This window comes from Pyrinomonas sp., assembly GCF_040289685.1.
Taxonomy (GTDB): Bacteria; Acidobacteriota; Blastocatellia; order Pyrinomonadales; family Pyrinomonadaceae; genus Pyrinomonas.
Window position 1 is genome coordinate 1 of record NZ_PSLQ01000029.1, and the last position, 25,047, is coordinate 25,047.

Below are 25,047 nucleotides of genomic sequence, written 5' to 3' on the forward strand. Positions count from 1 at the left end.
CCTCCGGGAATCCCCCGGCTTTAGCTGTGGGGAGGATGTCAAGAGATTTGGTTCTGACTTATTATTCACTTGGCCGATTATTCACTTGGCCGACAAGGTCGCTGGCTGTTCAGCGTGGGTTGATTCCGGTTTGGTTTCGGTCTATTGTTCACTTAGCCCGTCAATCAGATCGGCACCAAGGGACTCATTCAGTTTCGACCTTCTATTCGTTTGACTCATCGATCAGCAGAGGCCCCCAAGACCTCCCGGCCAGATTCCTAGCTGTGGAGATCATCTTCACGTCCACGCCCTTTTCGGCGAAAATATGGCCGCCATGGAACAAACGCAACGTAGCCGCCGCGCCAAGGACGCGCCGCTTCGCGCCGACATCAGGCGGCTGGGCGATCTTCTCGGCGAGACGCTCAAAAAGCTTGGCGGTCAGCAGCTTTTCGAGACTGAAGAGCGCGTCCGTCTGCTCTGCAAGCGGCTCCGCGCCATGCCCTCGCTCGCCGACGAGCGCAGATTGAAGAGGCTGCTGCGAAACCTTGATCTCGATGAAACGATCGGCGTGATTCGCGCCTTTGCGGTCTACTTCCAGCTCGTCAACATCGCCGAGCAACACCACCGCATCCGGCGCAAACGGCACTACGAACTTCACACGCCGAATCATCCGCAGCGCGGCTCGCTGGCCGATACTTTTCAACGTTTATCGAACGACGTCGCGTCGCCTGAGGAGATGAGTCATCTCGTCCAGCAGATCATTGATCGTTTGGAAGTGGTGCCCGTGATGACAGCCCATCCGACCGAAGCGGCCCGGCGAACGCTGCTCATGAAACACCGTCGCATCGCTGATCTGCTGGCCGCTTTTGACCGGCGCGACTTGACGCCACGCGAGCGCGATCGCTTGCAGGAGAGGTTGGCGGCAGAAGTCGAGCTAATTTGGCAAACAGACGAAGTGCGACAAACGCAACCAACGGTGCTCGACGAAGTGGGCAACGGCCTTTACTACTTCGACGCGACGCTTTTCGATGCGTTGCCCACTTTGCTCGAAGAGCTGCAGCGTAGGCTCGACGAGAGCTATCCTGGAGTCCGCTTGCGCGACGGCGCCGCGCCGATACGTTTCGGCTCGTGGATCGGCGGCGACCGCGATGGCAACCCTTACGTCACGCCCGAAGTCACTTGGGAAGCCCTGCGCCGACAGCAGCGATTGATCCTGCGCAAGTATTTGACCGCCGTGGCCGACTTGAGCCAACGCCTCAGTCAATCAGAGCGCTTCGCCCCGCCGACCGAAGAGCTGCGCGCCTCGCTCGCCGAAGACGCGCGCCTTATGCCCGAGGTCGCCGACGAGATCGCGCGACGCAATCCGGAAGAGCCTTACCGGCAAAAGCTCTCTTTCATCTACGTCAGACTGGAGAACACGTTGCGGCGCAATCGCGATCTCGCCTCAGCGCTGCGCATCGAGTCGCCGCAGACGCTGATCTCAACCCGTCCGGGTCTGCCGATCATCGCGCTGTTGACGCGCCCCAAGGGGGCGTCCGACCGCGTTTACCGAACGGGGCGCGAGCTTTGGGAAGACTTGCGATTGATCCGCGACAGCCTTCTTGCCAATCAAGCGACGCACGCGGCACGCGAAGTGGACCGGCTCATGCGCCAAACAGCAGCCTTCGACCTTCACTTGGCGACGCTCGATCTTCGTCAACATAGCGAACGCCATACCGCAGCGCTCGCCGAACTGACGCGCGCGCTCGGCATGAACGAAGATTACGCGCAGATGGCGGAACCAGCGCGCGTCGCATGGCTGACGGAAGAACTCATCTCACCGCGTCCGCTCTTCAGTCCCGATGCGCGCTTCAGTGACGAGACGACCGAAACGCTCAACGTCTTTCGCGTCGCCCGGCGCGCGCTCGATGAGATCAGCCCCGGTGCCATTCGCACGTACATCGTCAGCATGACGCGCGACGCAAGCGATCTTCTCGCCGTGCTCGTTCTCGCCAAACAAGCCGGACTCTGGCAATGGCCCACCGACGGCGATGGCGCCTTGCCGATGAGCAGGCTTGCCGTGGTTCCGCTCTTCGAAACGATCGATGATCTGCGTCGCGCGCCCGACGTGATGGGCCGACTGTTTGAAAATCCCGTCTACCAAAAACACCTGCAAGCTCATGCCAATCTGCAGGAGATCATGATCGGTTACTCGGACAGCAGCAAAGACGGCGGCATTTTGACTTCAGCATGGGAGCTTTACAAAGCTCAAGAAAGACTTTGGGCCCAAGCGCGCGCGCGCGGCATCGAGTTGCGGCTTTTTCATGGGCGCGGCGGCAGCATCGGACGCGGCGGCGGCCCGACGCATGAAGCCATTTTGGCCCAACCGCCGGGCACAGTAGCCGGACGCATTAAAATCACCGAACAGGGCGAAGTGATCTCTTCGAAATACGGTCTTCTCGAGATCGCGCTTCGCAACTTGGAGATGACCACCGCCGCCGTGATCGCCGCAAGCCTGCCGCGCGAAGACGACGCCCGCGCCGCTCGTTGGAAAGAGGCCATGGAGCGCATCTCCGAGGAGGCTTTTGCCGCCTACCGGCGCTTCGTGCGCGAAACCGAAGGCTTCTACGACTACTTCACTCAAGCCACACCCATCGAAGAGCTACAGCACCTGCGCATCGGCTCGCGCCCAACCAAACGCAAAGTCGGCTCGCGCAGTTTGGACGACCTGCGTGCCATCCCCTGGGTCTTCGGCTGGACGCAAAGCCGACATCTCGTTCCCGGCTGGCTCGCCGTCGGCACGGCGCTTGAAAGTTTTTTGCGACGGAGTCCGCGCGCGCATTTGCGTTTGCTGCGCGAAATGTACCGCGCGTGGCCTTTTTTCCACAGCACGCTGTCGAACGTCGAAATGGCGCTGGCCAAAGCCGACATGCAGATCGCGCGTCAGTACGCCACGCGCACTTCTGACAAGAAGCTCGGTCGCCGCATCTTTCGTCTGCTGGCCGCAGAGTATGAGCGCACGCGGCGCATGGTGCTGGCGATCTCTGGCGAGAAGAGGCTGCTCGATAACTGGCCAGTGTTGCAACGCTCGATCGCCGTGCGCAATCCGTACGTCGATCCGCTGAGCTACTTACAGGTCGAACTGCTGGCGCGCAAACGCGCTGGCGCAAGCGGAGCTTGTGAGGCCGCTTCCGCAGAGCGCGACAAACTGCTTTACGCCGTTTTGCTGACCATCAACGGCATCGCCGCCGGATTACGCAACACCGGTTGAACGATGTCAACTCCGTCTTTCTGCCCGCCCCGCCGCTGGCGCTCGGTTCTGGCGGCATCGGGATTCGGGCCAATCCAACGCACACGAGTCAGTGGTAGTTCGCGACAGTTTCAGTTCGGCTTGAAACTGATCTTCATGAGTTGAATTGAGGCAAAGGGAAGCGGCGCGGAAACGAAAGCGTTGTGCCGCGCCGCCAGCTAATCCGTTCCCGCCCGTTTCACTCTTCTGGTCCAGCGCAGTTCGGCCCATGCAGCGCCGGTTTCTTCGTGCTGATGATCGGATATTTCTCCGCTTCTTCAGCGTTGAGACGGATCCAGTCTTGATACTCATCAGGTACGTTCACGTCCGGGTAGATGGCTTCCACGGGACACTCCGGCACGCACGCATCGCAATCGATACACGTGTTCGGATTGATCACCAAACGGTCCGGCAGCTCATGAAACGCTTCCACCGGACAAACGGCAGCGCAGTCGGTGTATTTGCAATCTACGCAAGGTTCGGTAACGACGTAGGTCATTAAGTACCTCCTTCAGTGCTCATCAAGAACGCCTCATGCGGCGACCATCTAACAGATGATGACGATTCAGCGCCTACCGATCAAGGCGCTTCGGGCAAACATACTCTATCGACGCTCGCTTGTTAAGCGAGTGACCAAAGTAATCGCCGCGAGCGCAAAAATTTGATCTTCTTGCGAAACCTTCGCCACCGCCGCAAGCCGCCTTATAGCCCGCTTCGCACGATGTCGTGCAAACGGATCAACCCGATGCAGGTCCCATCGGCTTCCACCACCGGAAGGACGGAGATCTGCGAAGGACGATCCTCCATCAGCCGAAGCGCGTCGTAGGCGAGCGTTGCAGGCGAGACGACAACAGGCGTGCGCGTCATCACCGCCGAGCAACGTAGAGCGGCAAGGTCGGCTAGATGGCTTCGCTCGAAAGCCCGTCGAAGATCGCCATCGGTGATGAGGCCGATCAACCGGCGTCGCTCGTCGACGACGTTGACCGCACCGAGTCCACCGCGTGTGATGGCGCGCACAGCATCGAGCAGCGTTGCATCGGGGCCGATTGTCGGGTTCTGCTCGCCGCTGTGCATCAGATCCCCCACGCGCAAAGTCAAGCGCTTGCCCAATCTCCCAGCCGGATGGTTGAGCGCAAACTCTTCCGGCGTGAGCCCCTTCAACTGCATCAAGGTGAGCGCCAAAGCGTCGCCGAGCGCCAAGGCCACGGAGGTGCTGGCCGTCGGTGCGAGGTTGAAAGGGCACGCTTCCTTGTCCACGGAAGCGTCGAGCACGACGTCGGCGCGCCGTGCCAGCGTTGAAGCCAGATCTCCAAGGATGGCGATCACGGGCACGTTGCGCCGCTTCAAAGAAGGGAGCATGGCGATGATCTCGTCGGTTTCACCGCTGTTGCTGATGGCGATCACCACGTCATCCGGACCGACCATTCCTAACCCGCCGTGCAGCGCATCGGACGGATGAAGATAAAGGGCCGGTGTTCCCGTGCTCGTCATGGTGGCGGCGACCTTTTGCGCGATGTTGCCCGATTTTCCGATGCCCGTTGTGATCACTTTGCCGCGACATGCAGACAACAAAGCGATAGCGCTTTCCACCGATGGCTGGTCGAGGCGCGCTGCCGTGCGTGCAATCGCTTCGGCTTCGAGCGTCAAAAAGCGTCTGACTTCAGCGACGTGATCGTGTTGCATCGTTTCCAGTTGGTTCCGACTGATTTCGCCAAGCGAAACGGTGAAGCATACTTCTTAGCGCAGCTTTTCGACAAGCGCCGATGCGCGCCTAAACGGTTCGCTTTTCGCTTCCACCGGGGACTGCCGACAAACCGGCGAGCACGCCCCCAACCATCTCTCCAGCTTCCATGAAAACTGAACGCTTCGCGGGCAAGCTCGGCCATTGCGCTCGCGCTGGAAAAAAGATCCGCCTTTATGCTATTTTTCCGTTTGCGCCCGCGTAGCTCAGTGGATTAGAGCGTTGGTCTCCGGAACCAAAGGTCGCAGGTTCGAATCCTGCCGCGGGCACCATCGCCTTGCCGGTCCGTGAAACCGAGCGCTCGACATCAAATCCCTTTCTCACCGTAGCCCCTTCGCACGAAACTTCGCGTTGAGACTGTTTGCTTCAACTAGACAGCACCGCGAGAAATGTTTTAATCTTGGTTGCTCCACAGGAGAACGTCCACGAGTTTGAAAACTCCGTGTTGGCACGCGAAAGTGGCGGAACCGGTAGACGCGCGTGACTTAGGATCACGTCCCGCAAGGGGTGGGGGTTCGAGTCCCCCCTTTCGCACCAACCCTTCTCCTTCAAGCTCGCAATCCACGGCACAACGAATGGTGAACCGAGAATGAAGACCGAAGTCATCGACATTTCGCCTACGCGCAAAGAGTTGCGCATCGAGATCGAAGCCGAGCGCATACGGGCCGAAGTCGACCGCGTCAGCAACGCGCTCGCGCGCCACGCCGCGGTCCCCGGATTTCGCCCTGGGCGCGCGCCGCAAGCGATGGTCCGCCAACGGTACAAAAAAGAGATTCGCGGCGAAGTGCTCGGCGAGTTGATCCCGCAAGCTCTGAGCGAAGCACTGCAACAACACCCTTTCGACGTCATCGGCGAACCGCAGTTGCGCTTTGCCGACGTCGAGAGCCTCGAGCGGCTCGGTTCTGAACCGCTGACCATCCACGCAGCCATCGAGGTTCTGCCGAGGGTCGAACTGGGCCAATATCGGGGGATCGAACTGGTCCGCCGCATCCGTCCAGTGACGGATGAAGAAATCGAAGAGGTCCTCGCGCAGATGCGCGAGTCATCGGCTGTGCTCGTCCCCGTCGAGGACCGCGGGGCGCAAACGGGCGATACGGTGACGGTCAACCTTCGCGGACGCTTCGTTGATGACCCGCAAGCCGAAGAGATCAAAATCGACGAAGTTGACGTCGTGCTCGGCGAAGAGGGCGTGCTTTCGGCCTTCAATGAGAATCTCCAAGGGGTTCACCCGGAAGAGGCGAAGAGCTTCACAGTTGAGTACCCACCCGATTACAAGGCTCAAGGACTAGCGGGCAAGCGCGTCGAATACACCGCGCAGGTCATCGCCGTCCGACGCAAAGAGTTGCCGGAAATGGACGATGAGTGGGCTAAGAGCATGGGCGAAGGGATTTCATCGCTCGACGAACTGCGCCAGCAAATTCGCCAACGGTTGGAAGGATATGCGCGCCAAGAGGCCGAACGCCGGCTGCGCGACGAAGCGATCAAAAAACTGCTCGACGCGCACCAGTTCGAAGTGCCTGCCACGCTGGTCCAGCGAGAAGCCCGCCGCCTGCTCGAGACGAGCGTGCAACGCTTGATGCAAATGGGCATCGACCCGCGCAATGAGGAGATCCGCTGGGACGAGGTCGCGGCAGCGACGCAGCAACGGGCCGAGGAGAACGTGCGCGCGGAACTACTGCTTGAACGCATCGCCGAGCAAGAAGAGATCAACGTCAGTGACGAGGAGATCGAAGCCGAGATCGAACGCTTCGCGCGCGCCATTCAAGAATCGCCCGAACGCGTGCGCGCTGCCTTGACAAAGGAAGAAGCCCAACATAGCATCGCCAGTGGGTTACGCCAACAAAAGGCGCTGACCCTCGTTATTGAAAACGCAAAGATTCGCGATGAAGAGTGGCGCCCAGAGGCGCGAGCGGAAGAGGAAGCGTCCACCGAGACGAGCGCCGCTTCCGCTTCGCCTTCTTCGGACGCCGAATCTTCCGGTTCAACGTCGGATTCAACTTCGGAACAAGACCGATGAGGATCGGACGAAAGAACTATGCGGCGACAAACTGGTCTGGAGTCACACATGGCACTGATCCCGATGGTCGTTGAGCAAACGTCGCGCGGCGAACGCGCTTTTGATATCTATTCGCGTTTGCTCAAAGACAACATCATCTTCCTGGGTACGCCGATCGACGATCAGATCGCCAATCTGATCGTCGCGCAGATGCTCTACTTGGAGGCGGAAGATCCAGAAAAAGATATCAACCTCTACATCAACTCGCCGGGCGGCTCGATCACGGCAGGCATGGCCATTTACGACACGATGCAGTTCATCCGCCCCGACGTGACGACGATCTGCGTCGGGCAGTGCGCCTCGATGGCCGCGTTGCTCCTAGCAGCGGGCACGAAGGGGAAACGGTTCGCTCTGCCGAACTCGCGCATCTTGATCCATCAGCCATCGGGAGGAGCGCAAGGGCAGGCGACCGATATCCGCATCCAAGCCGAGGAGATCTTGCGGATGAGGGAGTTGACCTCGCGCTTGCTCGCCAAGCACACCGGACAACCTTACGAAGTCATCGAACGCGACGTGGAACGCGACCGCATCATGTCGGCCATGCAGGCCAAAGAGTACGGCTTGATCGATGAGGTGATCGTTCACCGCGAATGAGCCCTGCATAAGGGCTCGAACGCACCGGAACTTAATCGCCGCGGCGCGTTCGAGCCCTTCGGGCATTGCACTTTACTGAACGCACATGGTACGCCGAACCGACGAAACGCTGCGCTGCTCCTTCTGTGGCAAATCACAGAATGAAGTGAAAAAGCTCATTGCAGGGCCGAGCGTTTATATCTGCAACGAGTGCATCGATATCTGCAACGAGATCATCTCGGACGATCAGCCGGAACCGGTCGCGTCGCGCCCGCCGTTGCCGAAACCCGCTGAGATCAAAGCGTTCCTCGACGAGTACGTCATCGGGCAAGAGGAGACGAAAAAACGGCTGGCCGTCGCCGTCTATCAACACTACAAACGTATTGAACTGGCCCGCCGCCGGAGCGACATCGAGATCCAAAAGTCGAACATTCTGCTGATCGGACCGACCGGCACAGGCAAAACGCTTCTGGCACAGACTCTCGCGCGCATCCTTTCAGTTCCTTTCACCATCGTCGATGCCACCACGTTGACGGAAGCTGGCTACGTTGGTGAAGATGTCGAGAACATCATCTTGCGTCTGCTGCAAGCTGCCGGCGGCGATGTCGAGCGGGCGCAACAGGGCATCATCTACATCGACGAGGTGGACAAGATCTGCCGCAAGGACGAGAACCCCTCGATCACGCGCGACGTATCGGGCGAAGGCGTCCAGCAAGCGTTGCTTAAAATACTCGAAGGGACCATCGCCAACGTCCCGCCGCAGGGCGGGCGCAAGCACCCGCACCAAGAGTTCTTCCCCGTTGATACGACCAACATCCTCTTCATTTGCGGCGGCGCTTTCGTCGGGCTGGAGAAGGTCATCGAAAAAAGACTGCGCAATAAATCGCTCGGCTTTCAAGCCGAGATCCGACCCGGCGCGAACCGCTACGCCGAAGCCATGGCGCACGTGCAACCGGAGGATCTGGTTCGCTACGGCCTGATCCCGGAGTTTGTCGGGCGTCTTCCGGTGCTCGCCGTTTTGCACGAACTGGATGAAGCGGCGCTCGCGCGCATCTTGACCGAGCCGAAGAACGCGCTCGTCAAGCAGTACCAGAAGAAGTTCGAGTACGACAACATCAAACTGCGTTTCACCGACGAAGCGTTGCGCGCCATCGCCCATCAAGCCGTGCAACGTAAAGTGGGCGCGCGCGGGCTGATGATGATCATGGAAGAGCTGTTGCTCGATGCGATGTACGAACTGCCCGGCCAACGGCGCATCAAAGAACTGATCATCACCCGCGAAATGGTCGAACGGCGTCGCGTCTTCCCCGCCGAACTGCTCGACGGCGCGGCGGCCTGAACGCTGCGAGTGGCATTTGCCCCGAAAGTGTTCTAAAATCATCTTTCGTACAGATCATGAACGGAGGGCGAGCGGCTCACGGTAGCGCGTCTCGCCCTTCGCAACTTGGGCAGGATCGCTAACACATAAGGCAGGCTATGGAAGAATACTCCGACAACACTCCGAAGGACATCGCGCGTTACCCGATGGTGCCCATCCGCGACGTGGTCATCTTTCCATGGACCAAAGTCGCGTTCAAGATCGGACGACCCGGCTCGGTCCGCGCGCTCGAAAAAGCGCTCGCCACCGATCGTACGATCTTTCTCGCCACTCAACACGACGCCTCGGTCGATGAGCCGACGCCGGAACAGATCTATCGCGTCGGCACCATCGCCCGCATCCTCCAAGCGCAACGCCAAGAAAACGGTCAGATCAAAGTGATCGTCGAAGGGCGCGAACGCGCCACGGCGATTCGCGTTGAAAACGACGCCGGAACCTTTACCGCTGTGGTCCGGCGCGCCCCGGTCGCTGCCGAGGCGGGGTTGCGCGTCGAGGCGCTGATCCAACGCATCGCGCAACTGCTCGAACAGCACATGCGACTCGCGCCGGAAGTCCCGACCGACGCGCTCCAAGCAGCGCTTCGCAATCCGGATCCGGCGCAGATGGCCGATCAATTCGCCTCGCAAATGCGCATTTCGGTCGAAGACAAGCAAGGGCTGCTCGAAATCTTTTCCGTTCATGAAAGGCTGCAACGCATCGTCGAGCTGCTGGAGATCGAGGTCGAAAAGCGGCAGATCGACCGGACCATTCAGAACCGCGTCAAGCGCCAAATGGAGAAGGCGCAGCGCGAATACTACTTGAACGAACAGATCAAAGCGATTCACAAAGAACTCGGGCGCAAAGACGAAAAGGCCGAACTCGACGAACTGCGTAAAAAGATCGAAGAGGCCGGTATGTCGGCGGAGGCCAAAGAGAAGGCGCTGCAAGAACTCAATCGCCTGGAAGCGATGCCGCCGATGTCCGCCGAAGGGACCGTCTCGCGCACATACATCGACTGGCTCCTGAGCGTGCCGTGGAAGCAGGAATCGAAAGAGGTGCGCGATCTGCAGAAGGCCGAAGAGGTCTTGAACGAAGACCATTACGGCTTGGAGAAGATCAAAGAGCGCATCCTTGAGTACTTGGCCGTCCGTCAATTGGTCAAGAACCCCAAAGGCTCGATCCTGTGCTTCGTCGGTCCGCCGGGCGTCGGCAAGACCAGCTTGGGCAAATCGATCGCGCGCGCGACCGGCAGGAAGTTCGTTCGTCTGAGCTTGGGCGGCGTCCGCGATGAAGCGGAGATTCGCGGCCATCGTCGCACATACATCGGCGCGTTGCCGGGTCAGATCATCCAGATGATGAAGAAGGCTGGGACGATCAATCCGGTGATGTTGCTCGACGAGGTTGACAAGCTCGGCATGGACTTTCGCGGCGATCCGGCGGCAGCCTTGCTTGAAGTGCTCGATCCGGAACAGAACCACGCTTTTCACGATCACTATCTGGATGTCGATTACGACCTGTCGAAGGTCTTCTTCATCGCGACGGCCAACGTGCTCCACACGATCCCGCCGGCGCTGCAAGACCGACTTGAGATCTTGCGCCTTTCGGGCTACACCGAGCGCGAGAAGCTAGAGATCGCGCGCCGTCACCTCGTACCCAAGCAAGCCGAAGCAAACGGCTTGAAACCGAATCAGATCGAATTCACCGAAGACGGGCTGCTGGAAATCATTCGCCATTACACGCGCGAAGCAGGCGTGCGCAACTTGGAGCGCGAGATCGGTTCCTGCTGCCGCAAAGTGGCGCGCAAACTCGTCGCGCAAAAGGCGGGCGCTAATTTCAAAGAAGTGATCGATGCCGAGCGCGTCCGAGAGATGCTCGGCCCGATCAAATTCCGCGCTCAAGGTCTGACCGCGACGAACGAAGTCGGATTGGCGACTGGCCTTGCCTGGACCGAAGTCGGCGGCGACGTCCTTCAGATAGAAGCGACTTTGACGCAAGGACGCGGCAACGTCACGCTCACCGGCAAGCTCGGCGACGTGATGCAGGAATCGGCCCAAGCCGCCCTCACTTGCATCAAGGCGCGCGCCGAACGACTCGGAATGAGCCTTGACTTCATCCGCAAACGCGATCTGCACGTCCACATCCCAGAGGGCGCGATCCCAAAGGACGGCCCATCGGCGGGCATCACGCTGGCAACAGCGATGGCCTCCGTCTTGATGCGCGTCCCCGTGCGAGCCGATATCGCCATGACGGGCGAGATCACCTTGCGCGGGCGCGTTCTTCCCGTGGGCGGCATCAAAGAGAAGCTGCTTGCAGCGCATCGCTTCGGCATTTCGACCGTTATCATCCCGAAAGAGAACGAGAAGGATTTGGTCGAAGTGCCGGAAGAGGTCCGCAACGCGCTCAACATCGAACTGGTCGAGACCATTGACGAAGTGCTCGCGCTGGCGCTCGAAAGCGCTTGCCCGACCGAGGTCGGCCCGACCGACGAAGCGACCCATCCCTCTTTGTGGACCACCGACGCCCCAACACAACCCGGAACGCCGACCATGACGGAAAGTTGAAGACCAAAGGCTAGCTTTCGAGCGAAGAGGCGGCGCGAGGCGATTCATCTCGCGCCGCCTCTCTTTGTGCCGATTGAGGCTGTCAAGTGGCGCTCTCGTCGCCAAGGTGTGCTAAAATCCGCTCACGCATTGAGGGACGAGACGCTATCCCGGCGCGCGCAGAAAGCGCTGGACGAAATCCGATGTGCGAACCGATTGCGGCTCGTGCCGTTCTTCAAAAGCTTTTTCAACTTCGAGCTGAAGAGGTCATATGAAAGTGCGACGCGCGCTTCCTTTCGCCCTTCTCTTCTCCTTTTTCGCCATCGCGCCAGCGCAAGCTGAAGTTCGCTTTCGCATCTTCTTTCGTCCGGCAATCAGCGCCCAGCCGCTCGATGGTCGGCTTCTGCTTCTGATCTCGAACAACAACCAACGCGAACCGCGCTTTCAGATCACCGAGGACCTCAACACTCAACAGGTCTTCGGCATCGACGTTGATGGCTGGAAGCCCAACCAACGGGCCATCATTGATGAGAGCGCCTTCGGCTACCCCCGACGCGCTCTGGCCGACGTCCCGCCCGGCAAGTACTGGGTGCAGGCCGTGCTCCACAAGTACGAGACCTTTCATCGCGCCGACGGCCACACGGTCAAACTCCCGATGGATCGCGGCGAAGGGCAGCAGTGGAATCGAGCGCCCGGCAATCTCTACAGCACGCCCGTGCAGATCGACCTCGATCCGCGCCGCGCGCAGCAGTTCGACATCGAGCTGGATCGGGTGATGCCGCCGATCGACCCGCCTAAAGATACCAAATTCATCAAACACGTCCGCATCCAGAGCCAACTGTTGACCAAATTCTGGGGGCGCCCGATCTATATCGGCGCGGCGGTGCTATTGCCAGCAGGTTTCGACGAACATCCGGAAGCGCGTTACCCGTTGATCGTCTTTCACGACCATTTTACGCCGACCTTCGACGGGTTCCGCGAAACGCCGCCCGATCCGAATTTGAAGCCCGAATACAGCGAACGGTTCAGAATCGAAGGCTACAATCGCATCGTCCAAGAGTACGCCTATCAGTTCTACAAGGACTGGACCAGCCCGAACTTCCCGCGGTTCATCATCATCAAAATTCAACACGCCAACCCCTACTACGATGATTCTTACGCGGTCAATTCGGCCAACCTCGGCCCGTACGGCGACGCCATCAATTACGAACTCATCCCTTACATCGAGAAGAGGTTCCGCGGTATCGGGCAGGGTTGGGCGCGCTTTACCTACGGCGGCTCGACTGGTGGGTGGGAAGCGCTGGCGACACAGATCTTCTATCCAGAGATGTACAACGGCTGTTTCGCCGCCTGCCCCGACCCGATAGATTTTCGCGCCTACACGACGGTGAACATCTACGAGGATGAAAACGCTTATTACATGCCGAGCTACTGGAAACGGCTCGCGCGTCCTGGCAAGCGCAACTACCTCAACCAGATAGTCGCGACCATCGAGGACATGAACCATATGGAACTGGCGCTCGGCACCAAAGGGCGCTCAGGCGGACAATGGGACATCTGGCAAGCGGTCTTCTCGCCCGTCGGGCGAGATGGTTATCCGAAACCGATTTGGGATAAACTGACTGGCAAGATAGATCGTGAAGTGGCTCAGTATTGGCGCGAGCATTACGATCTGGGCTACATTCTGCGCCGCGACTGGGCCGCGCTCGGGCCGAAACTGGTTGGCAAGATCCACATCTACGTCGGCGAGATGGACAACTACTTCTTGAACAATGCCGTCTACCTCGTCGAAGAGTTCCTCAAACAGACGAAAGATCCGCACTATGCAGGCGAAGTGGATTACGAGCCGCGCGCCGAACATTGCTGGAACGGCGATCACACACGTCCGAACGCCATCTCGCGCTTGAGGTACAACCAGATGTACGTCCCCAAGATACTCGAACGGATCGAGAAGACAGCACCGCCTGGAGCGGATCTGAAGAGTTGGCGTTACTGAAAACCACATTGCGTCACCTGCCCTGCGAGCGACGCGCGGAGATCCTCTTTTGGATCAGGCTCGAAAAGGTGCGCGTCAACTGCCTCGAAAAACCTATGCAGAGGAGAGACGAATGGCTCGAATCAAACTCTTGGCGCTTTTGATCTTTACTCATATGATCTTCGGACCGAACCTCTACGCTCAACAACGCACGCAGAAGCCGCCGCTTCACGCCAAACATTGGATGGCGATCACCGGCAAACCCTTGGCAGCGACCGCTGGCGCAATGATCTTTCAAAAGGGCGGCAACGCCGTCGATGCCGCTTGCGCGATGATCGCCGCGACCTGCACGATGTGGGATACGCTCGGGTGGGGCGGCGAAACGCAAGCGTTGATCTACAACCCGCAGACGCGAAAAGTCGTCGGCATCAACGCCCTCGGCGTTGCGCCGACGGGCGCGACGCCAGAATTCTTCCGCCGCAAAGGGATGAAATATCCGCCCGAATACGGGCCGCTCGCCGCAGTTACGCCGGGTACGCCGGGCGGCATACTCGTTATGCTCGCCGAATTCGGCAAGCTCTCGCTCAAAGACGTGCTCGAACCGGCGATTCAGATGGCTGACGGCTACCCGATCGAGGCGGAAACAGCCAACCTGATCGAACGCGAGAAGGAACGGCTCAAGCAGTGGCCTTACTCGCGACAGGTGATGCTTCCGCATCTCGGCCAGAAACGCGAAGCGCCTGAGCCGGGCGAGATCTTCCGTCAACCCGATCTCGCCACGACGCTGCGCAAACTGGTCGAAGCCGAACAACAGGCGCTGCGACAAGGCAAGAGCCGCAAAGAGGCGATCTACGCCGCGTACGAGCGGTTCTACAAAGGCGACATCGCCCGCGAGATCGTGCGCAGCGTGCAAGAACAGGGCGGCTTGTTCACGCTCGAGGATCTGGCCCGCTGGCGCGTCTACATCGAAGAGCCGGTTAAGACCGACTACAAAGGGATCGAAGTGTACAAGTTGACGACGTGGGTGCAGGGACCCGTCATGCTCCAGACGCTCAACATTCTGGAGAACTTCGACCTGCGCGCGATGGGTTACAACAGCGCGCGTTACATTCACACGCTCTATCAGGCGATGAACCTAGCTTTCGCCGATCGGGATTTCTACTACGGCGACCCCTATTTTCCGCCCGCCGAACCCATTCGCGGATTGCTCTCGAAAGAGTACGCGCGCGAGCGAGCGAAGCTCATCAATATGGAGCGCAACGATCCGAACATCAAACCGGGAGATCCTTATCCGTTTCAAGGCGAACGCAATCCCTACCTGAAGCTTTTGGAGCGTTGGGGCGAACGGCGGGAGAAAGATGGCGCAAAGAGCGGCGAGCAAGAGAGCGCGCGTTCCGAGCAAGAGTTCGAGAAGGATTTTTACGCCGGCACGACTTCCGTCATCGCGGCTGACGAAGAGGGCTGGGTCGTCTCGGTGACACCGAGCGGCGGCTGGATTCCAGCGGTGATCGCCGGGCGCACGGGGATTGGGCTGAGCCAACGAATGCAAAGCTTCGTGCTCGACGAGGCCGAGAACCCCTTCAACGTCGTCGCGCCGGGCAAGCGTCCGCGCGCGACTTTGACGCCGAGCCTCGCCTTGCGCGACGGGCAGCCCTATTTGGCCTTTGCCGTTCAAGGCGGCGACAGTCAAGACCAGAATCTTTTGCAGTTCTTCTTGAACATCGTTGAGTTCGGCATGACCGTTCAAGAGGCGACCGAAGCGGCCAACTTCAACAGTTTCCAGATGCGCAGCTCTTTCGGCAACCACGAATCGCGCCCCGGCAGAATCCTGCTCAACGAAGCGATTCCGTCTTGGGTGCGGAACGAACTGCGCAAGATGGGGTATGAGATGACCTTCGCCGCGCGCACTTCGGGGCCGATCAACGCTGTTATGTTCGACCGCAAACATGGGACGATGTGGGGCGGGTCGAGCAATCACGGCGAAGATTACGGCATCGCGTGGTAGCAACCCCGGGCGCAAACCGGAGCCATTGCGCGACCTCAAATCGGACCGCGCCGAGGCGTTAAACCCAAGTCGAAAGGCTTACGGGCGCGCCTAGCTGTCAAGCTTACCGCTCGTCGAGATGGGGAAAAACGAAATTTGCCATAAAGGGATGAAGTGCGTTTAGCTGTCAAGCTGCTGCTCGTCCGTTGCAAGCAAAGCGGAGCGGTTCGCTTGTCGAAACGCGGCGCGCAAAGATATATTGATTGTCACTTTGGCACCGACGCCGATGAAGATCACGAGCGCGGAGTTCATTCGAAGCGCGGCGACGGAGCGCGACTGGCCCACGCCGTCGCTTCCAGAGATAGCCTTTCTGGGGCGCTCGAACGTGGGCAAGTCGAGCTTGATCAATTCCCTGCTCGGGCGACGTCTGGCGCGCACGTCCTCAACGCCGGGACGCACGCAGACGCTCAACTTCTTTCTCATCAACGAACGTTTTCGATTCGTGGATCTTCCCGGCTACGGGTACGCGCGAGTGCCAGCCGAAGTGCGCCGCGCCTGGGGCGAGATGGTCACGCGCTACCTTGCCAAACGCGAGGAGCTTGTGCTATCAATTCACCTTGTAGATTCGCGCCACGACCCCACAGAGTTGGATCTGCAGCTTCACGAGTGGTTGCTGTACCACGCGAGACCGCAGATCACGGTCGCCACGAAATCCGATAAGCTTTCGCAAAACGAGATGCGACGAAAGATCGAACGCATCCGGCGCGCGCTGAATCTCGACGAAGTGATCCCCTTTTCAGCCGTGACCGGGCGAGGACGCGATGAAGTTTGGCGGGCGATCGACGCGGCGCTTCGAGACCGCAAACAGGCGAGCCGATCCGCTCTGGGGAAGAATGCAGGCGACGCGAACGACGCCTCGCGCATCTAAAGCGGGTGGAAATCACCACGAAGCGAAAACTTGCTCGCGCCGCGCGCACACGCCGAAAGAGCGCGTCGAGCGCGAACGCGTTGAAAACGTAGGATGTTCGGCATCAGCCGAATCATCTTGGTGCTTACCTTTAGCGCGTCGGTACACGCGCGAGTTTCCCCGAAAATTCAAGCACTTTGACAGTGATTCCGAATCCTTTCCAAAACCGCGCCGGAGCGGCTGGCCCAAGCCAGCGACTCCGCGCGCCGTTGAGATACGAAACTTATGCCACGAAAACGGAGTACGACCAGCAACGCAACATCACCTACTGACAACGGCGATGGCGCCATCATGACGGAAGAGGCGCCGCTCGAAGTCGAAGAGACGACCGAAGAAGAAGCCGAAGAGAGCACCGCCTCGACGCTTACCGGCGAGACCTTCAATTTGGCGACGCTCAAGGAGATGTCTATCTCCAAACTGACGCAGATCGCTAAAGAACTGGGCGTCCCTGGCGCTACGGGAATGCGCAAGCAGGAGTTGGTCTTCAAAATCCTCGCAGCGCAGACCGAAAAGAGCGGCTTGATCTTTTCGGAAGGCGTGCTCGAAACGCTTCCCGATGGGTTCGGTTTCTTGCGCGCGCCCGAATACAACTATCTGCCCGGCCCTGATGACATCTACGTCAGTCCGTCGCAGATACGCAAGTTCGATCTGCGCACAGGCGACACGATCTCAGGACAGATCCGCCCGCCCAAAGAAGGCGAGCGCTATTTTGCGCTCATCAAGGTCGAGGCGATCAACTTCGAAGCCCCGGACGCCGCACGCGAGAAGGTCTTCTTCGACAACCTGACGCCGCTCTATCCGAACGAACGGTTGCGGATGGAGACGACGCCCGATAACTTGAGCGCGCGCGTCATCGATCTGCTGACGCCGCTCGGCAAGGGGCAGCGCGCCTTGATCGTCGCACCGCCGCGCACGGGCAAGACGATGCTGTTGCAAACCATCGCTAACTCGATCACGCAGAACCACCCGGAAGTAACGCTCATCGTCCTGTTGATCGACGAGCGTCCCGAAGAGGTGACCGACATGCAGCGGTCGGTGAACGGCGAAGTCATCTCCTCGACCTTCGACGAGCCGCCGACGCGCCACGTGCAGGTCGCCGATATGGTGATCGAGAAAGCGAAGCGCTTGGTCGAACACAAGCGCGACGTCGTCATCTTGCTCGATTCGCTCACGCGACTGGCGCGCGCACACAACGCCGTGGTTCCGCCTTCAGGGAAGATCCTGTCGGGCGGCATCGACGCCAATGCCTTGCAACGTCCGAAGCGCTTCTTCGGCGCGGCGCGCAACATCGAAGAGGGCGGCAGCCTGACGATCATCGCGACGGCATTGATCGACACGGGATCGCGCATGGATGACGTCATCTTCGAAGAGTTCAAAGGAACCGGCAACTGCGAGATCCATCTCGACCGGCGACTGTCAGACAAACGCATCTTCCCAGCCATCGACCCACAACGCTCGGGCACGCGTAAGGAAGAACTCTTGATGAGCAAAGAGGACCTGAACCGGATCTGGGCCTTGCGCCGCGTCCTCAGTCAGCTATCGCCCGTCGAACAGATGGAACTCATCTTGGAGCGCATGAGCAAGACCAAGAACAACGCTGAGTTCCTCGCATCCATGCAAAGCTAGCAGCCCATCGAGCGAAGGGTTCGCGCGCGGCGAAGGGACAAGAACCTTCGCCGCGGCGGCTCGTTCGAAGTCTGTCTTTGAGGAGGCTCGTTTTGCGCGTTGCGTTTCTGTCACCGGAAGCCATTCCCTATTCGAAAACGGGTGGGCTCGGCGATGTCGCCGGGGCGTTGCCTAAAGCGCTACGCCGCACGGGAGCGGTGGACGTCGCCCTTTTCACGCCGCTCTACGAAAGTACGGACCGCCGTTTGCTCGACGCGCTCGTCTTCGAGTCGCTTGAAATCCCTTGGCGCGCCACAATTCATCAAGCCCGCGTCTGGTACAGCGAGGCCGGCGGCGTCCCCACCTTTCTTCTCGATGCCCCGACATATTTTGCGCGCCCGGGCATCTATGGGTACTCCGACGATCACGAGCGTTTCGCTTTCTTCTGCCGAGCAACGCTCGCGTTGCTTCGCTTGCTCGGACAAGCGCCCGACATCGTTCATGGCAACGACTGGACCTGTGGCTTCGCCATGGTCGAGCTGGCTAAGTTGCGTGCGCGCGATCCGTTCTTCGCGCGCACGCGCACGCTCTTTTCCATTCACAACTTGGCTTATCAAGGAGCGTTCGGCGTGGAGAACCTTTCGGCGCTCGACTTCAGTGACGCCGAAAGCATCGGCCTCTTTCGCCAAAACGGTGCGGCATCGGCGCTCAAGGCCGGGATCATGTCCGCCGACTGGCTCTCCACCGTCAGCCGTCGTTACGCGCTCGAAATCCAAACGCCGGAGCTAGGTTATGGCCTCGACTGGTTGCTTCGCGCCCGCCGCGAGCGTTTGGTCGGCATCACCAACGGCATCGATTACGAAGTCTGGAATCCGGCCACTGACCCCATGATCGCCGCCCGCTACAGCGCCGATGACCCGTCTGGCAAAGTTGAGTGTAAAGCCGATCTTCTCCGCCGCTTCGGGTTGCCAGTTGATCTGTCGCGCCCCGTTGTCGCCACCATCTCGCGTCTGGTCGCGCAAAAAGGTTATGACCTGATCCGCGAAGCGGCATGGGCCATGCTCGAAGCGGGAGCATGCTTCATCGCGCTTGGCGCGGGCGCACGCGAATACGAAGAGTTTCTGCAGAGCTTGCGCGATAGCGCTCCGGATCGCGTGGGCGTGTACATCGGTTACGCGGGCGAGGCATTGGCACACCAGATCGAAGCCGGAGCCGACATCTTTCTCATGCCCTCGCTCTATGAGCCGTGCGGACTCAATCAGATGTATAGCATGCGCTACGGCACCGTGCCCGTAGTGCGCGCCACGGGCGGACTCGATGATACGGTGGAGCAGTTCGATCGCGTGCGACGGACGGGGACCGGCTTCAAGTTCGGTCCCTACCGCGCTGAGGCCATGCTCGAAAGTCTGTACGAGGCTTTTTACTGTTACGGCGAACCGGAGGTGTGGCGCACCGTTCAACTCAATGGCATGCGCCAGAACAATTCGTGGGAGGCGACTGCGTGGCGCTACTCGGAGCTTTACCACACCGCCCAGCGGAGCTAAAAGCGCAGGCCAAAAGATTGAGCCGCGCGCGACAACCGCCTTTAAAAGGCCTTTGAAAGGCGCGCAAGGGCGCGAGCAACAACTTGCGCTCCGAGCCTTTTTCGGCGATATTTGACCACGCGCCGGAATCCGGTTTGAAAGAGGAAATCATTGGGTTAAGGAGAAGAAGCATTCATGAGCGAACACGTGCTCGAAGTGACGGACAACACTTTCGAACAGGAGGTCTTGCGGGCCGACAAGCCCGTGCTGGTCGATTTTTGGGCGGAATGGTGCGCTCCCTGTCGCATGCTCGCCCCCACTGTGGATGCCATCGCCAAACAGTATGCGGGAAGCGCTAAGATCGTCAAAGTCAACGTTGACGACAATCCGCAGACGCCAGAGCGCTACGGCATCAAAGGGATCCCGACGTTGATCTTGTTCAAAAACGGCAAAGAAGAAGAGCGCGTTGTCGGTGCGATCTCGAAAGAGGCGATGGCGCGCATGATCGAAAAGCATCTGTCAGCGGCCAACGCCCAAAAATAGATCTTCGCCGAATGCGTGGCGTGGATAGGGGGTCGAAGCGGTTCCACGCCACGCGCCCGTTTTGGGCCCTTGCAAAGCCTGATAAAAGCGCTAGGTTGAGGAGCTGAGCAATCCTCAGCTATTTTGGCGCGATATGAGCGATGAATAAGATCATCATCCTCGCTGCGCGACGCAGCGTTGAGACGCGGCTCGCTGCCGTCAAGCGACTGCGCGCGGTGGAAGATGCCAAACTGCGCGCGCGTCAAGCGCAAGGCAAACTTCGCCGCTTCGTCAACGCCCATTTCCGAGCACAGGAGGTCATCGCCTCGCTCGCATTGAGGCGTGGCGAATGCAACCGTTGCGGCGCGTGTTGCGAAATGCTCTTCAAATGCCCCTTTTTGCGTCGCCATGAGGATGGGACGACGAGCTGCGGGATCTATCAGGATCGCCCCACGCAGTGCCGTTTGTTTCCCATAGACCGCCGCGATTTGGAAGAGGTGCGCGGTGCATGCAGCTACTATTTCGTCGATCGTCCCGTGCAAATCAAACGGACGAAGATGCGCCAATAAGGGACGCTTCCGCATCGAAGCGGGCCGGAATCGCTCGCCGCGCCCCGTGCCGCTCCGCTTCGAGTCAGAATCCTTCTGCACGGTCGCGGCGCTCTCGAAAGCTCGAACATGTCACACATCATCGTCATCGTCGGCGCCCAATGGGGCGATGAAGGCAAAGGCAAGATCGTCGATCTACTGGCCGAAAGGTTCGACATAGTTGCCCGTTACCAAGGCGGACATAACGCCGGCCACTCTGTGCAGGTCGGCGAAAAGTCCTACGTCCTTCACCTGCTTCCATCAGGCATCGTTCATCCACGCAAGACCTGCGTTCTCGGCAACGGCATGGTCATTGACCCACAAGCTTTCCGCGAAGAGGTCACAAGATTGCGCGCGCAAGGCATTGAGATCACGCCGCACAGAGTGCTCGTCAGTTCGCGTGCCCACTTAATCCTTCCCTACCATCGAGTGCTCGATCATACGAGCGAAGAACGGCTCGGCAACGAGCGCGTCGGAACGACGCTGCGTGGCATCGGACCAGCTTACGAAGACAAAGCGGGGCGACGCGGCATTCGCGCCGCGGACGCGCTTGACCCAGCCGTTTTGCGCGCGCGCATCGAGCGTAATCTGGAGGACGCCAATCGCATCATCGTCGCTTACGGAAGACAAGCGCTCGATGCCGAACGCGTCTTTCAAGAGACGTGGGCTGCCGTTCAGGACCTCGCCCCGTTCGTCGCCGATACGACCGAGTACCTCAATCGCGCGGCGCGCACGGGCCGTTCCATTCTGCTTGAAGGAGCGCAGGCCACTCTGCTCGACGTGGATCACGGGACGTACCCGTTCGTCACCTCATCGAGCACCACAGCTGGCGGCGCATGCATCGGTTCCGGCCTCGCGCCGCACCGGATCACAGGCGTACTCGGCATCGTCCGCACCTACACGACGCGCGTCGGCGAAGGACCGTTTCCGACCGAAATGCTCGGTGAAGAGACGGAAATCGGCAACCTCATACGCGAGCGAGGACGCGAATACGGCGCCTCCACAGGGCGCCCGCGCCGCTGCGGCTGGTTCGACGCCTTCGCCACACGCTACGCCGCCGAGATCAATGGATTCAGCTCGATCGCTCTGACCAAACTCGATGTGCTCGATGCGTTGGAGGAGATCAAAGTCTGCGTCGGATACAAACTCGACGGCCGCGCGCTCGATTCCTTCCCGGCAGTGGCGCAGGAGTTGCGACGCGTTGAACCCGTTTACGCGACGCTGCCGGGCTGGCGCCGCTCGACGCTCGGCGTGACGCAGTGGGAGGAGCTGCCAGAAAAGGCCCGCCGCTACGTGGAGTTCCTCGAACGCGAGATCGGCGTCCCAATCGGCTTGATCTCTACCGGGCCGGAACGCAGCCAAACGATCATCCATCAACACTCGGCCATCGCAGCTTGGTTGCGCGATTGAAAGCTCGAACGAAATCTCGTTCGCTTGGAAGCCGAATCGATCCGCTCGCTCATCGAGCGAATGGATTGAAACCGGCGCTACAAATCTTGCCTCTTCTTCTGCTCCGTCCGCGATTGGTGAGCATCAGCGCGCGAAGCGAGATAACGGTCGGTCAAACTGTAACCGACTGTGATCGACATGATGAGAAAGACGCCGAGCAGCTGCGGCGGAGCTGGAACCGGGATATCGAACCACCGGCATGCTGCTCCGATAAGAAAACCGATCAACAAGGCGATGATGATCTTTGTCATAAAGTAAAAACTAACACGCGTCCGGCGCCCGCTCAAAAGGATGTCGTTCGAAATATCCTTCGCGTGGGGTTGCCAGCGAGCGGCTTATTTGCTAGATTTGCGCCTTTCGTCGCCCGATTACCGGGCCACTCCGTGGGCGCGCTTTTAGCGTGCCCGCCGATCTCGTCGAGGGGCTTTCGGCGTCGGAGAATTCTTAGGGAAGATGGGCCTTTGGGGCAGATTTTCCGAGACGCACACGCCCTCGTTGTGATATATCTGCAATGCAAAGTTCTAGCGACAACTCGAATCCACTGGAGGTAACAAACACCGAAGATGGCGACCAAAGCAGCTAAAAAGCGCATGACGCAATCGGAGATCGTCAACCACTTCGCCGACAAGTTTGAAATGAAGCGCGCCGATGTCAAGTCCTTCTTTCAAGAACTGGCCGACTTGGCAACGCGCGAAGTCAAGCGCAACGGCGAATTCGTCCTGCCGGGTTTCGGCAAACTCGTCCTGTCACACCGCAAAGCGCGCGAAGGACGCAATCCGCAAACCGGCGAACCCATCCACATACCAGCCAAGACGACGCTCAAGTTCCGCATCGGTAAAGCGTTGAAAGATGCCGTCGTGCCGAAGAAGTAGCGCGTCTCATGTCCAAAACCTTCTGATTCGTGCCGCCTGCGCCAGCCGTCTGACGCCAAGCGACCTCGTCGCAGGCGGCATCGACCTCTTTTCATTCGGCTGTCACCGCCTGCTCCGATTAAAAGCTCGCGACCACAACAACCGCGCCAAAAGTCAACGCACTCGTCCTTCTCGGCGGACGAGCCACCGATCGAAAAATCGCAACCGCGACAGTTGCGCCAAACCGCAGCGCTACTCAACGCTCATCGAGCTGATTTACGTCCCCTTGCGCGAGCGACAGGTGCGCCAAGCTGTAGCGCCACTGCCATCTATCATCCGCCCCGGCCTCCAAATCAGCGGCGACAAATCCCTTTTCCCAGAAGCTCCCACATTGGCCGATTCCACTGAAACAGTCTCGGGCGGAGACTGCATCGGATGATCTGAGCGAACCGGGTCTGAGCGGAAAACCACGCGCGCCTCGTTAGCTCATCACAAGAGAACTACGTCGGGAGGGTTCCAACTCTTGGGTCAACCGCCGCTTTCGATGCGTCGTGCCCTTTTTCGCTTCTCGCTGCCCACCTTCTTTTCGCCGTTCAGCAACCACGGGCGCTTGTCAAACTCTTCGCACAAACGCAACAGCGCCACGTCTTTCGCCTTGGCCTCGAGCATGATGTCGAACTCAAGCCCCGCCGCCGCGCGCAGGAAGTATGCGAACTCGAAAGGATTGACGAAGTCGGCGTGTTGCGTGACGAGCGGCGCTTGCACCTGCACGCCCCGTTTACCTGCGATGCGCCTTTCAACAGCGCGCATTTCGGTGCGCGGGCTGGAGAAGTGAATCTTCGGCAACACTCCCGCAGGCCACGTCCGGAGGCATCTTTCCAGGGCTTCGCGAAGATCCATCCCTTCCGGGTTGAGACAGTGGTGGTGCAGAAAGTCGAAGACCACCGGCACCCCGGTCCGTTCGTGCACGCCGATGGCGTCGGCTACGCTGTAACGCAGGTCGTCGTTTTCTATCACGAGCCGCCGCCTGATATGCTCCGGAAGCTTCTCGTACCGCGCACAGAAACGGTCAAGAGCCGCACGCCGATTATCATATACGCCGCCTAGATGAAGCACGACCACGCCCGTCGGTCCTTGACCTAAAAGGTCGAGCAGACGCGCCTGCCAGTCGATGTCCCTAACCGAACGAGCGGTCAAATCCTCATCGGGCGAGTTCAGCAGGATGTATTGCGATGGGTGAAACGAAAGGCGCACGCCCAAGCTCTGCGATTTTGCGGCAGCCACTTCGATCTCTCGCTCAGCCTCGCGAAACTGGTTATGGAACCGCGGGTGATCCGGATGGGTTAAATACGGGGCGAAATCGCTCGACATGCGGTAGAGCGCGATCCGATTGGCAGCCAGATGATCGAGCATCTGGTCGAAATGCTCCAAGCTCGTGCGAAGGTGTGGCCCGCTCTGCCACCGACGAGTGTCGTGTGACCGGATGGGCGCAGCTAGCGCTTTGACGGCGAAACCCAAACGGTGGCCACCGATGCTTCTGGCGTTCTCCATGATTCCACTGTGCCCCACGCGAGCTTGTAAAAAATTTTGCTAGCATTTTCTCTGACTTTCTGCTATTATTCAATGTTTTGTGCAGCTCCCGAAATCGCCCTTCGATGCGCCGCCAAAAGTGCCGAAGCCGCGTCGGGCTGCGTGAAATTCTTTGGGGATTTGCAACAAAAACGCATCCCAAATCTTTTTTCATGCATCTATTCTTATCTCGATAACCGTAGCGTTACGGTGAAAAAGGAAGGAGCAATGATGAACATCGGAACAGCAGCAGCGATGTCGCTCGAAGAGCGACTCAAGAAAATAGACCACATCCAAGCGCGTCGTTATGCGAAGTTGTCGGGTCTGGCGCGGGAGATCGCGACCGAGGGCATTCTCCGTCACCTTCGCGCCTGCGACCGCATGGATGTCAACCCGGACGTGGCCGCAGTGCGCGAGATCATCGACGATGCCCTCAATGGCCGTCGCGTCTTCGCCGAGCCACTCGATGACCGTTATGCCGCATAACGCGCCCGATTTATC

The 25,047-nt window shown here is 59.4% G+C and carries 19 protein-coding genes and 2 tRNA genes; 17 read left to right on the plus strand and 4 right to left on the minus strand.

All coding sequences use genetic code 11. The features are described from left to right. Positions 1-313 precede the first annotated feature (313 nt). Positions 314-3,229 carry a phosphoenolpyruvate carboxylase gene (ppc, locus tag C4334_RS07920; protein WP_352431547.1) on the plus strand — a complete coding sequence of 972 codons (2,916 nt, stop codon included), beginning with the start codon at positions 314-316 and terminating at the stop codon, positions 3,227-3,229. Positions 3,230-3,446: 217 nt separating this feature from the next. Here ppc and C4334_RS07925 read toward each other — a convergent pair whose 3' ends face one another. Both C4334_RS07925 and C4334_RS07930 read right to left on the minus strand, forming a co-directional pair. Beyond that, on the minus strand, positions 3,447-3,746 hold the full coding sequence (locus C4334_RS07925; protein ID WP_352431548.1) for a ferredoxin family protein: 300 nt from the start codon (positions 3,744-3,746) through the stop codon (positions 3,447-3,449). Positions 3,747-3,949: 203 nt separating this feature from the next. Further along, complete coding sequence (locus C4334_RS07930; protein ID WP_352431549.1) at positions 3,950-4,930, minus strand: KpsF/GutQ family sugar-phosphate isomerase; 981 nt, start codon at positions 4,928-4,930, stop codon at positions 3,950-3,952. Positions 4,931-5,183: 253 nt separating this feature from the next. Here C4334_RS07930 and C4334_RS07935 point away from each other — a divergent pair. The 14 genes from C4334_RS07935 (at position 5,184) to C4334_RS08000 (ending at position 22,087) form a co-directional block, all read left to right on the plus strand. Beyond that, positions 5,184-5,260: transfer RNA gene (locus C4334_RS07935), tRNA-Arg, on the plus strand. A 180-nt stretch (positions 5,261-5,440) separates the two neighbouring features. Then, a tRNA-Leu gene (locus C4334_RS07940) sits at positions 5,441-5,525 on the plus strand. A gap of 52 nt (positions 5,526-5,577) precedes the next feature. Next, complete coding sequence (gene tig, locus C4334_RS07945) at positions 5,578-7,005, plus strand: trigger factor (protein WP_352431550.1); 1,428 nt, start codon at positions 5,578-5,580, stop codon at positions 7,003-7,005. A gap of 18 nt (positions 7,006-7,023) precedes the next feature. Beyond that, complete coding sequence (gene clpP, locus C4334_RS07950; protein WP_352431551.1) at positions 7,024-7,638, plus strand: ATP-dependent Clp endopeptidase proteolytic subunit ClpP; 615 nt, start codon at positions 7,024-7,026, stop codon at positions 7,636-7,638. Positions 7,639-7,723: 85 nt separating this feature from the next. Next, on the plus strand, positions 7,724-8,956 hold the full coding sequence (gene clpX / locus C4334_RS07955; RefSeq protein WP_352431552.1) for an ATP-dependent Clp protease ATP-binding subunit ClpX: 1,233 nt from the start codon (positions 7,724-7,726) through the stop codon (positions 8,954-8,956). 137 nt (positions 8,957-9,093) lie between these two features. Further along, positions 9,094-11,535 (plus strand): endopeptidase La, encoded by a 2,442-nt coding sequence (gene lon / locus C4334_RS07960; RefSeq protein ID WP_352431553.1) that lies wholly within the window; start codon positions 9,094-9,096, stop codon positions 11,533-11,535. 250 nt (positions 11,536-11,785) lie between these two features. Beyond that, entirely contained in the window at positions 11,786-13,510 is a 1,725-nt protein-coding gene (locus tag C4334_RS07965) for an alpha/beta hydrolase-fold protein (RefSeq protein ID WP_352431554.1), read from the plus strand. A 154-nt stretch (positions 13,511-13,664) separates the two neighbouring features. Then, positions 13,665-15,494, plus strand: a complete 1,830-nt coding sequence (locus tag C4334_RS07970) for a gamma-glutamyltransferase family protein (protein WP_352431575.1) — start codon at positions 13,665-13,667, stop codon at positions 15,492-15,494. 265 nt (positions 15,495-15,759) lie between these two features. After that, on the plus strand, positions 15,760-16,401 hold the full coding sequence (gene yihA, locus C4334_RS07975) for a ribosome biogenesis GTP-binding protein YihA/YsxC (protein WP_352431555.1): 642 nt from the start codon (positions 15,760-15,762) through the stop codon (positions 16,399-16,401). A gap of 264 nt (positions 16,402-16,665) precedes the next feature. Then, positions 16,666-18,066 (plus strand): transcription termination factor Rho, encoded by a 1,401-nt coding sequence (gene rho, locus C4334_RS07980; RefSeq protein WP_502943419.1) that lies wholly within the window; start codon positions 16,666-16,668, stop codon positions 18,064-18,066. 92 nt (positions 18,067-18,158) lie between these two features. Continuing rightward, complete coding sequence (locus C4334_RS07985; protein ID WP_352431556.1) at positions 18,159-19,589, plus strand: glycogen synthase; 1,431 nt, start codon at positions 18,159-18,161, stop codon at positions 19,587-19,589. Positions 19,590-19,763: 174 nt separating this feature from the next. After that, positions 19,764-20,111 (plus strand): thioredoxin, encoded by a 348-nt coding sequence (gene trxA, locus C4334_RS07990; protein WP_352431557.1) that lies wholly within the window; start codon positions 19,764-19,766, stop codon positions 20,109-20,111. Positions 20,112-20,251: 140 nt separating this feature from the next. After that, the gene (locus C4334_RS07995; RefSeq protein WP_352431558.1) at positions 20,252-20,659 is read left to right on the plus strand and encodes a YkgJ family cysteine cluster protein; all 408 of its coding nucleotides are present in this window, start codon (positions 20,252-20,254) and stop codon (positions 20,657-20,659) included. Positions 20,660-20,767: 108 nt separating this feature from the next. Next, on the plus strand, positions 20,768-22,087 hold the full coding sequence (locus C4334_RS08000; RefSeq protein WP_352431559.1) for an adenylosuccinate synthase: 1,320 nt from the start codon (positions 20,768-20,770) through the stop codon (positions 22,085-22,087). Between the two features lie 77 nt (positions 22,088-22,164). Here C4334_RS08000 and C4334_RS08005 read toward each other — a convergent pair whose 3' ends face one another. After that, positions 22,165-22,377, minus strand: coding sequence for a DUF1427 family protein (locus tag C4334_RS08005; protein ID WP_352431560.1), 213 nt, complete (start codon positions 22,375-22,377; stop codon positions 22,165-22,167). A 312-nt stretch (positions 22,378-22,689) separates the two neighbouring features. Here C4334_RS08005 and C4334_RS08010 point away from each other — a divergent pair, with 312 nt between their 5' ends. Continuing rightward, positions 22,690-22,998 (plus strand): HU family DNA-binding protein, encoded by a 309-nt coding sequence (locus tag C4334_RS08010; RefSeq protein WP_352431561.1) that lies wholly within the window; start codon positions 22,690-22,692, stop codon positions 22,996-22,998. A 507-nt stretch (positions 22,999-23,505) separates the two neighbouring features. On the opposite strand, the gene uvsE is transcribed toward C4334_RS08010, so the two are convergent. Further along, the gene (gene uvsE / locus C4334_RS08015) at positions 23,506-24,528 is read right to left on the minus strand and encodes a UV DNA damage repair endonuclease UvsE (protein ID WP_352431562.1); all 1,023 of its coding nucleotides are present in this window, start codon (positions 24,526-24,528) and stop codon (positions 23,506-23,508) included. 246 nt (positions 24,529-24,774) lie between these two features. Here uvsE and C4334_RS08020 point away from each other — a divergent pair, with 246 nt between their 5' ends. Further along, on the plus strand, positions 24,775-25,032 hold the full coding sequence (locus tag C4334_RS08020; RefSeq protein ID WP_352431563.1) for a hypothetical protein: 258 nt from the start codon (positions 24,775-24,777) through the stop codon (positions 25,030-25,032). The last annotated feature ends 15 nt before the right edge of the window (positions 25,033-25,047 follow it).

Coding starts and splice junctions, on each gene's coding strand:
- ppc (WP_352431547.1), top strand. CDS start 314: ATGGAACAAACGCAACGTAGCCGCCGCGCCAAGGACGCGCCGCTTCGC.
- C4334_RS07925 (WP_352431548.1), bottom strand. CDS start 3,746: ATGACCTACGTCGTTACCGAACCTTGCGTAGATTGCAAATACACCGAC.
- C4334_RS07930 (WP_352431549.1), bottom strand. CDS start 4,930: ATGCAACACGATCACGTCGCTGAAGTCAGACGCTTTTTGACGCTCGAA.
- tig (WP_352431550.1), top strand. CDS start 5,578: ATGAAGACCGAAGTCATCGACATTTCGCCTACGCGCAAAGAGTTGCGC.
- clpP (WP_352431551.1), top strand. CDS start 7,024: ATGCGGCGACAAACTGGTCTGGAGTCACACATGGCACTGATCCCGATG.
- clpX (WP_352431552.1), top strand. CDS start 7,724: ATGGTACGCCGAACCGACGAAACGCTGCGCTGCTCCTTCTGTGGCAAA.
- lon (WP_352431553.1), top strand. CDS start 9,094: ATGGAAGAATACTCCGACAACACTCCGAAGGACATCGCGCGTTACCCG.
- C4334_RS07965 (WP_352431554.1), top strand. CDS start 11,786: ATGAAAGTGCGACGCGCGCTTCCTTTCGCCCTTCTCTTCTCCTTTTTC.
- C4334_RS07970 (WP_352431575.1), top strand. CDS start 13,665: ATGATCTTCGGACCGAACCTCTACGCTCAACAACGCACGCAGAAGCCG.
- yihA (WP_352431555.1), top strand. CDS start 15,760: ATGAAGATCACGAGCGCGGAGTTCATTCGAAGCGCGGCGACGGAGCGC.
- rho (WP_502943419.1), top strand. CDS start 16,666: ATGCCACGAAAACGGAGTACGACCAGCAACGCAACATCACCTACTGAC.
- trxA (WP_352431557.1), top strand. CDS start 19,764: ATGAGCGAACACGTGCTCGAAGTGACGGACAACACTTTCGAACAGGAG.
- C4334_RS07995 (WP_352431558.1), top strand. CDS start 20,252: ATGAATAAGATCATCATCCTCGCTGCGCGACGCAGCGTTGAGACGCGG.
- C4334_RS08000 (WP_352431559.1), top strand. CDS start 20,768: ATGTCACACATCATCGTCATCGTCGGCGCCCAATGGGGCGATGAAGGC.
- C4334_RS08005 (WP_352431560.1), bottom strand. CDS start 22,377: ATGACAAAGATCATCATCGCCTTGTTGATCGGTTTTCTTATCGGAGCA.
- C4334_RS08010 (WP_352431561.1), top strand. CDS start 22,690: ATGGCGACCAAAGCAGCTAAAAAGCGCATGACGCAATCGGAGATCGTC.
- uvsE (WP_352431562.1), bottom strand. CDS start 24,528: ATGGAGAACGCCAGAAGCATCGGTGGCCACCGTTTGGGTTTCGCCGTC.
- C4334_RS08020 (WP_352431563.1), top strand. CDS start 24,775: ATGATGAACATCGGAACAGCAGCAGCGATGTCGCTCGAAGAGCGACTC.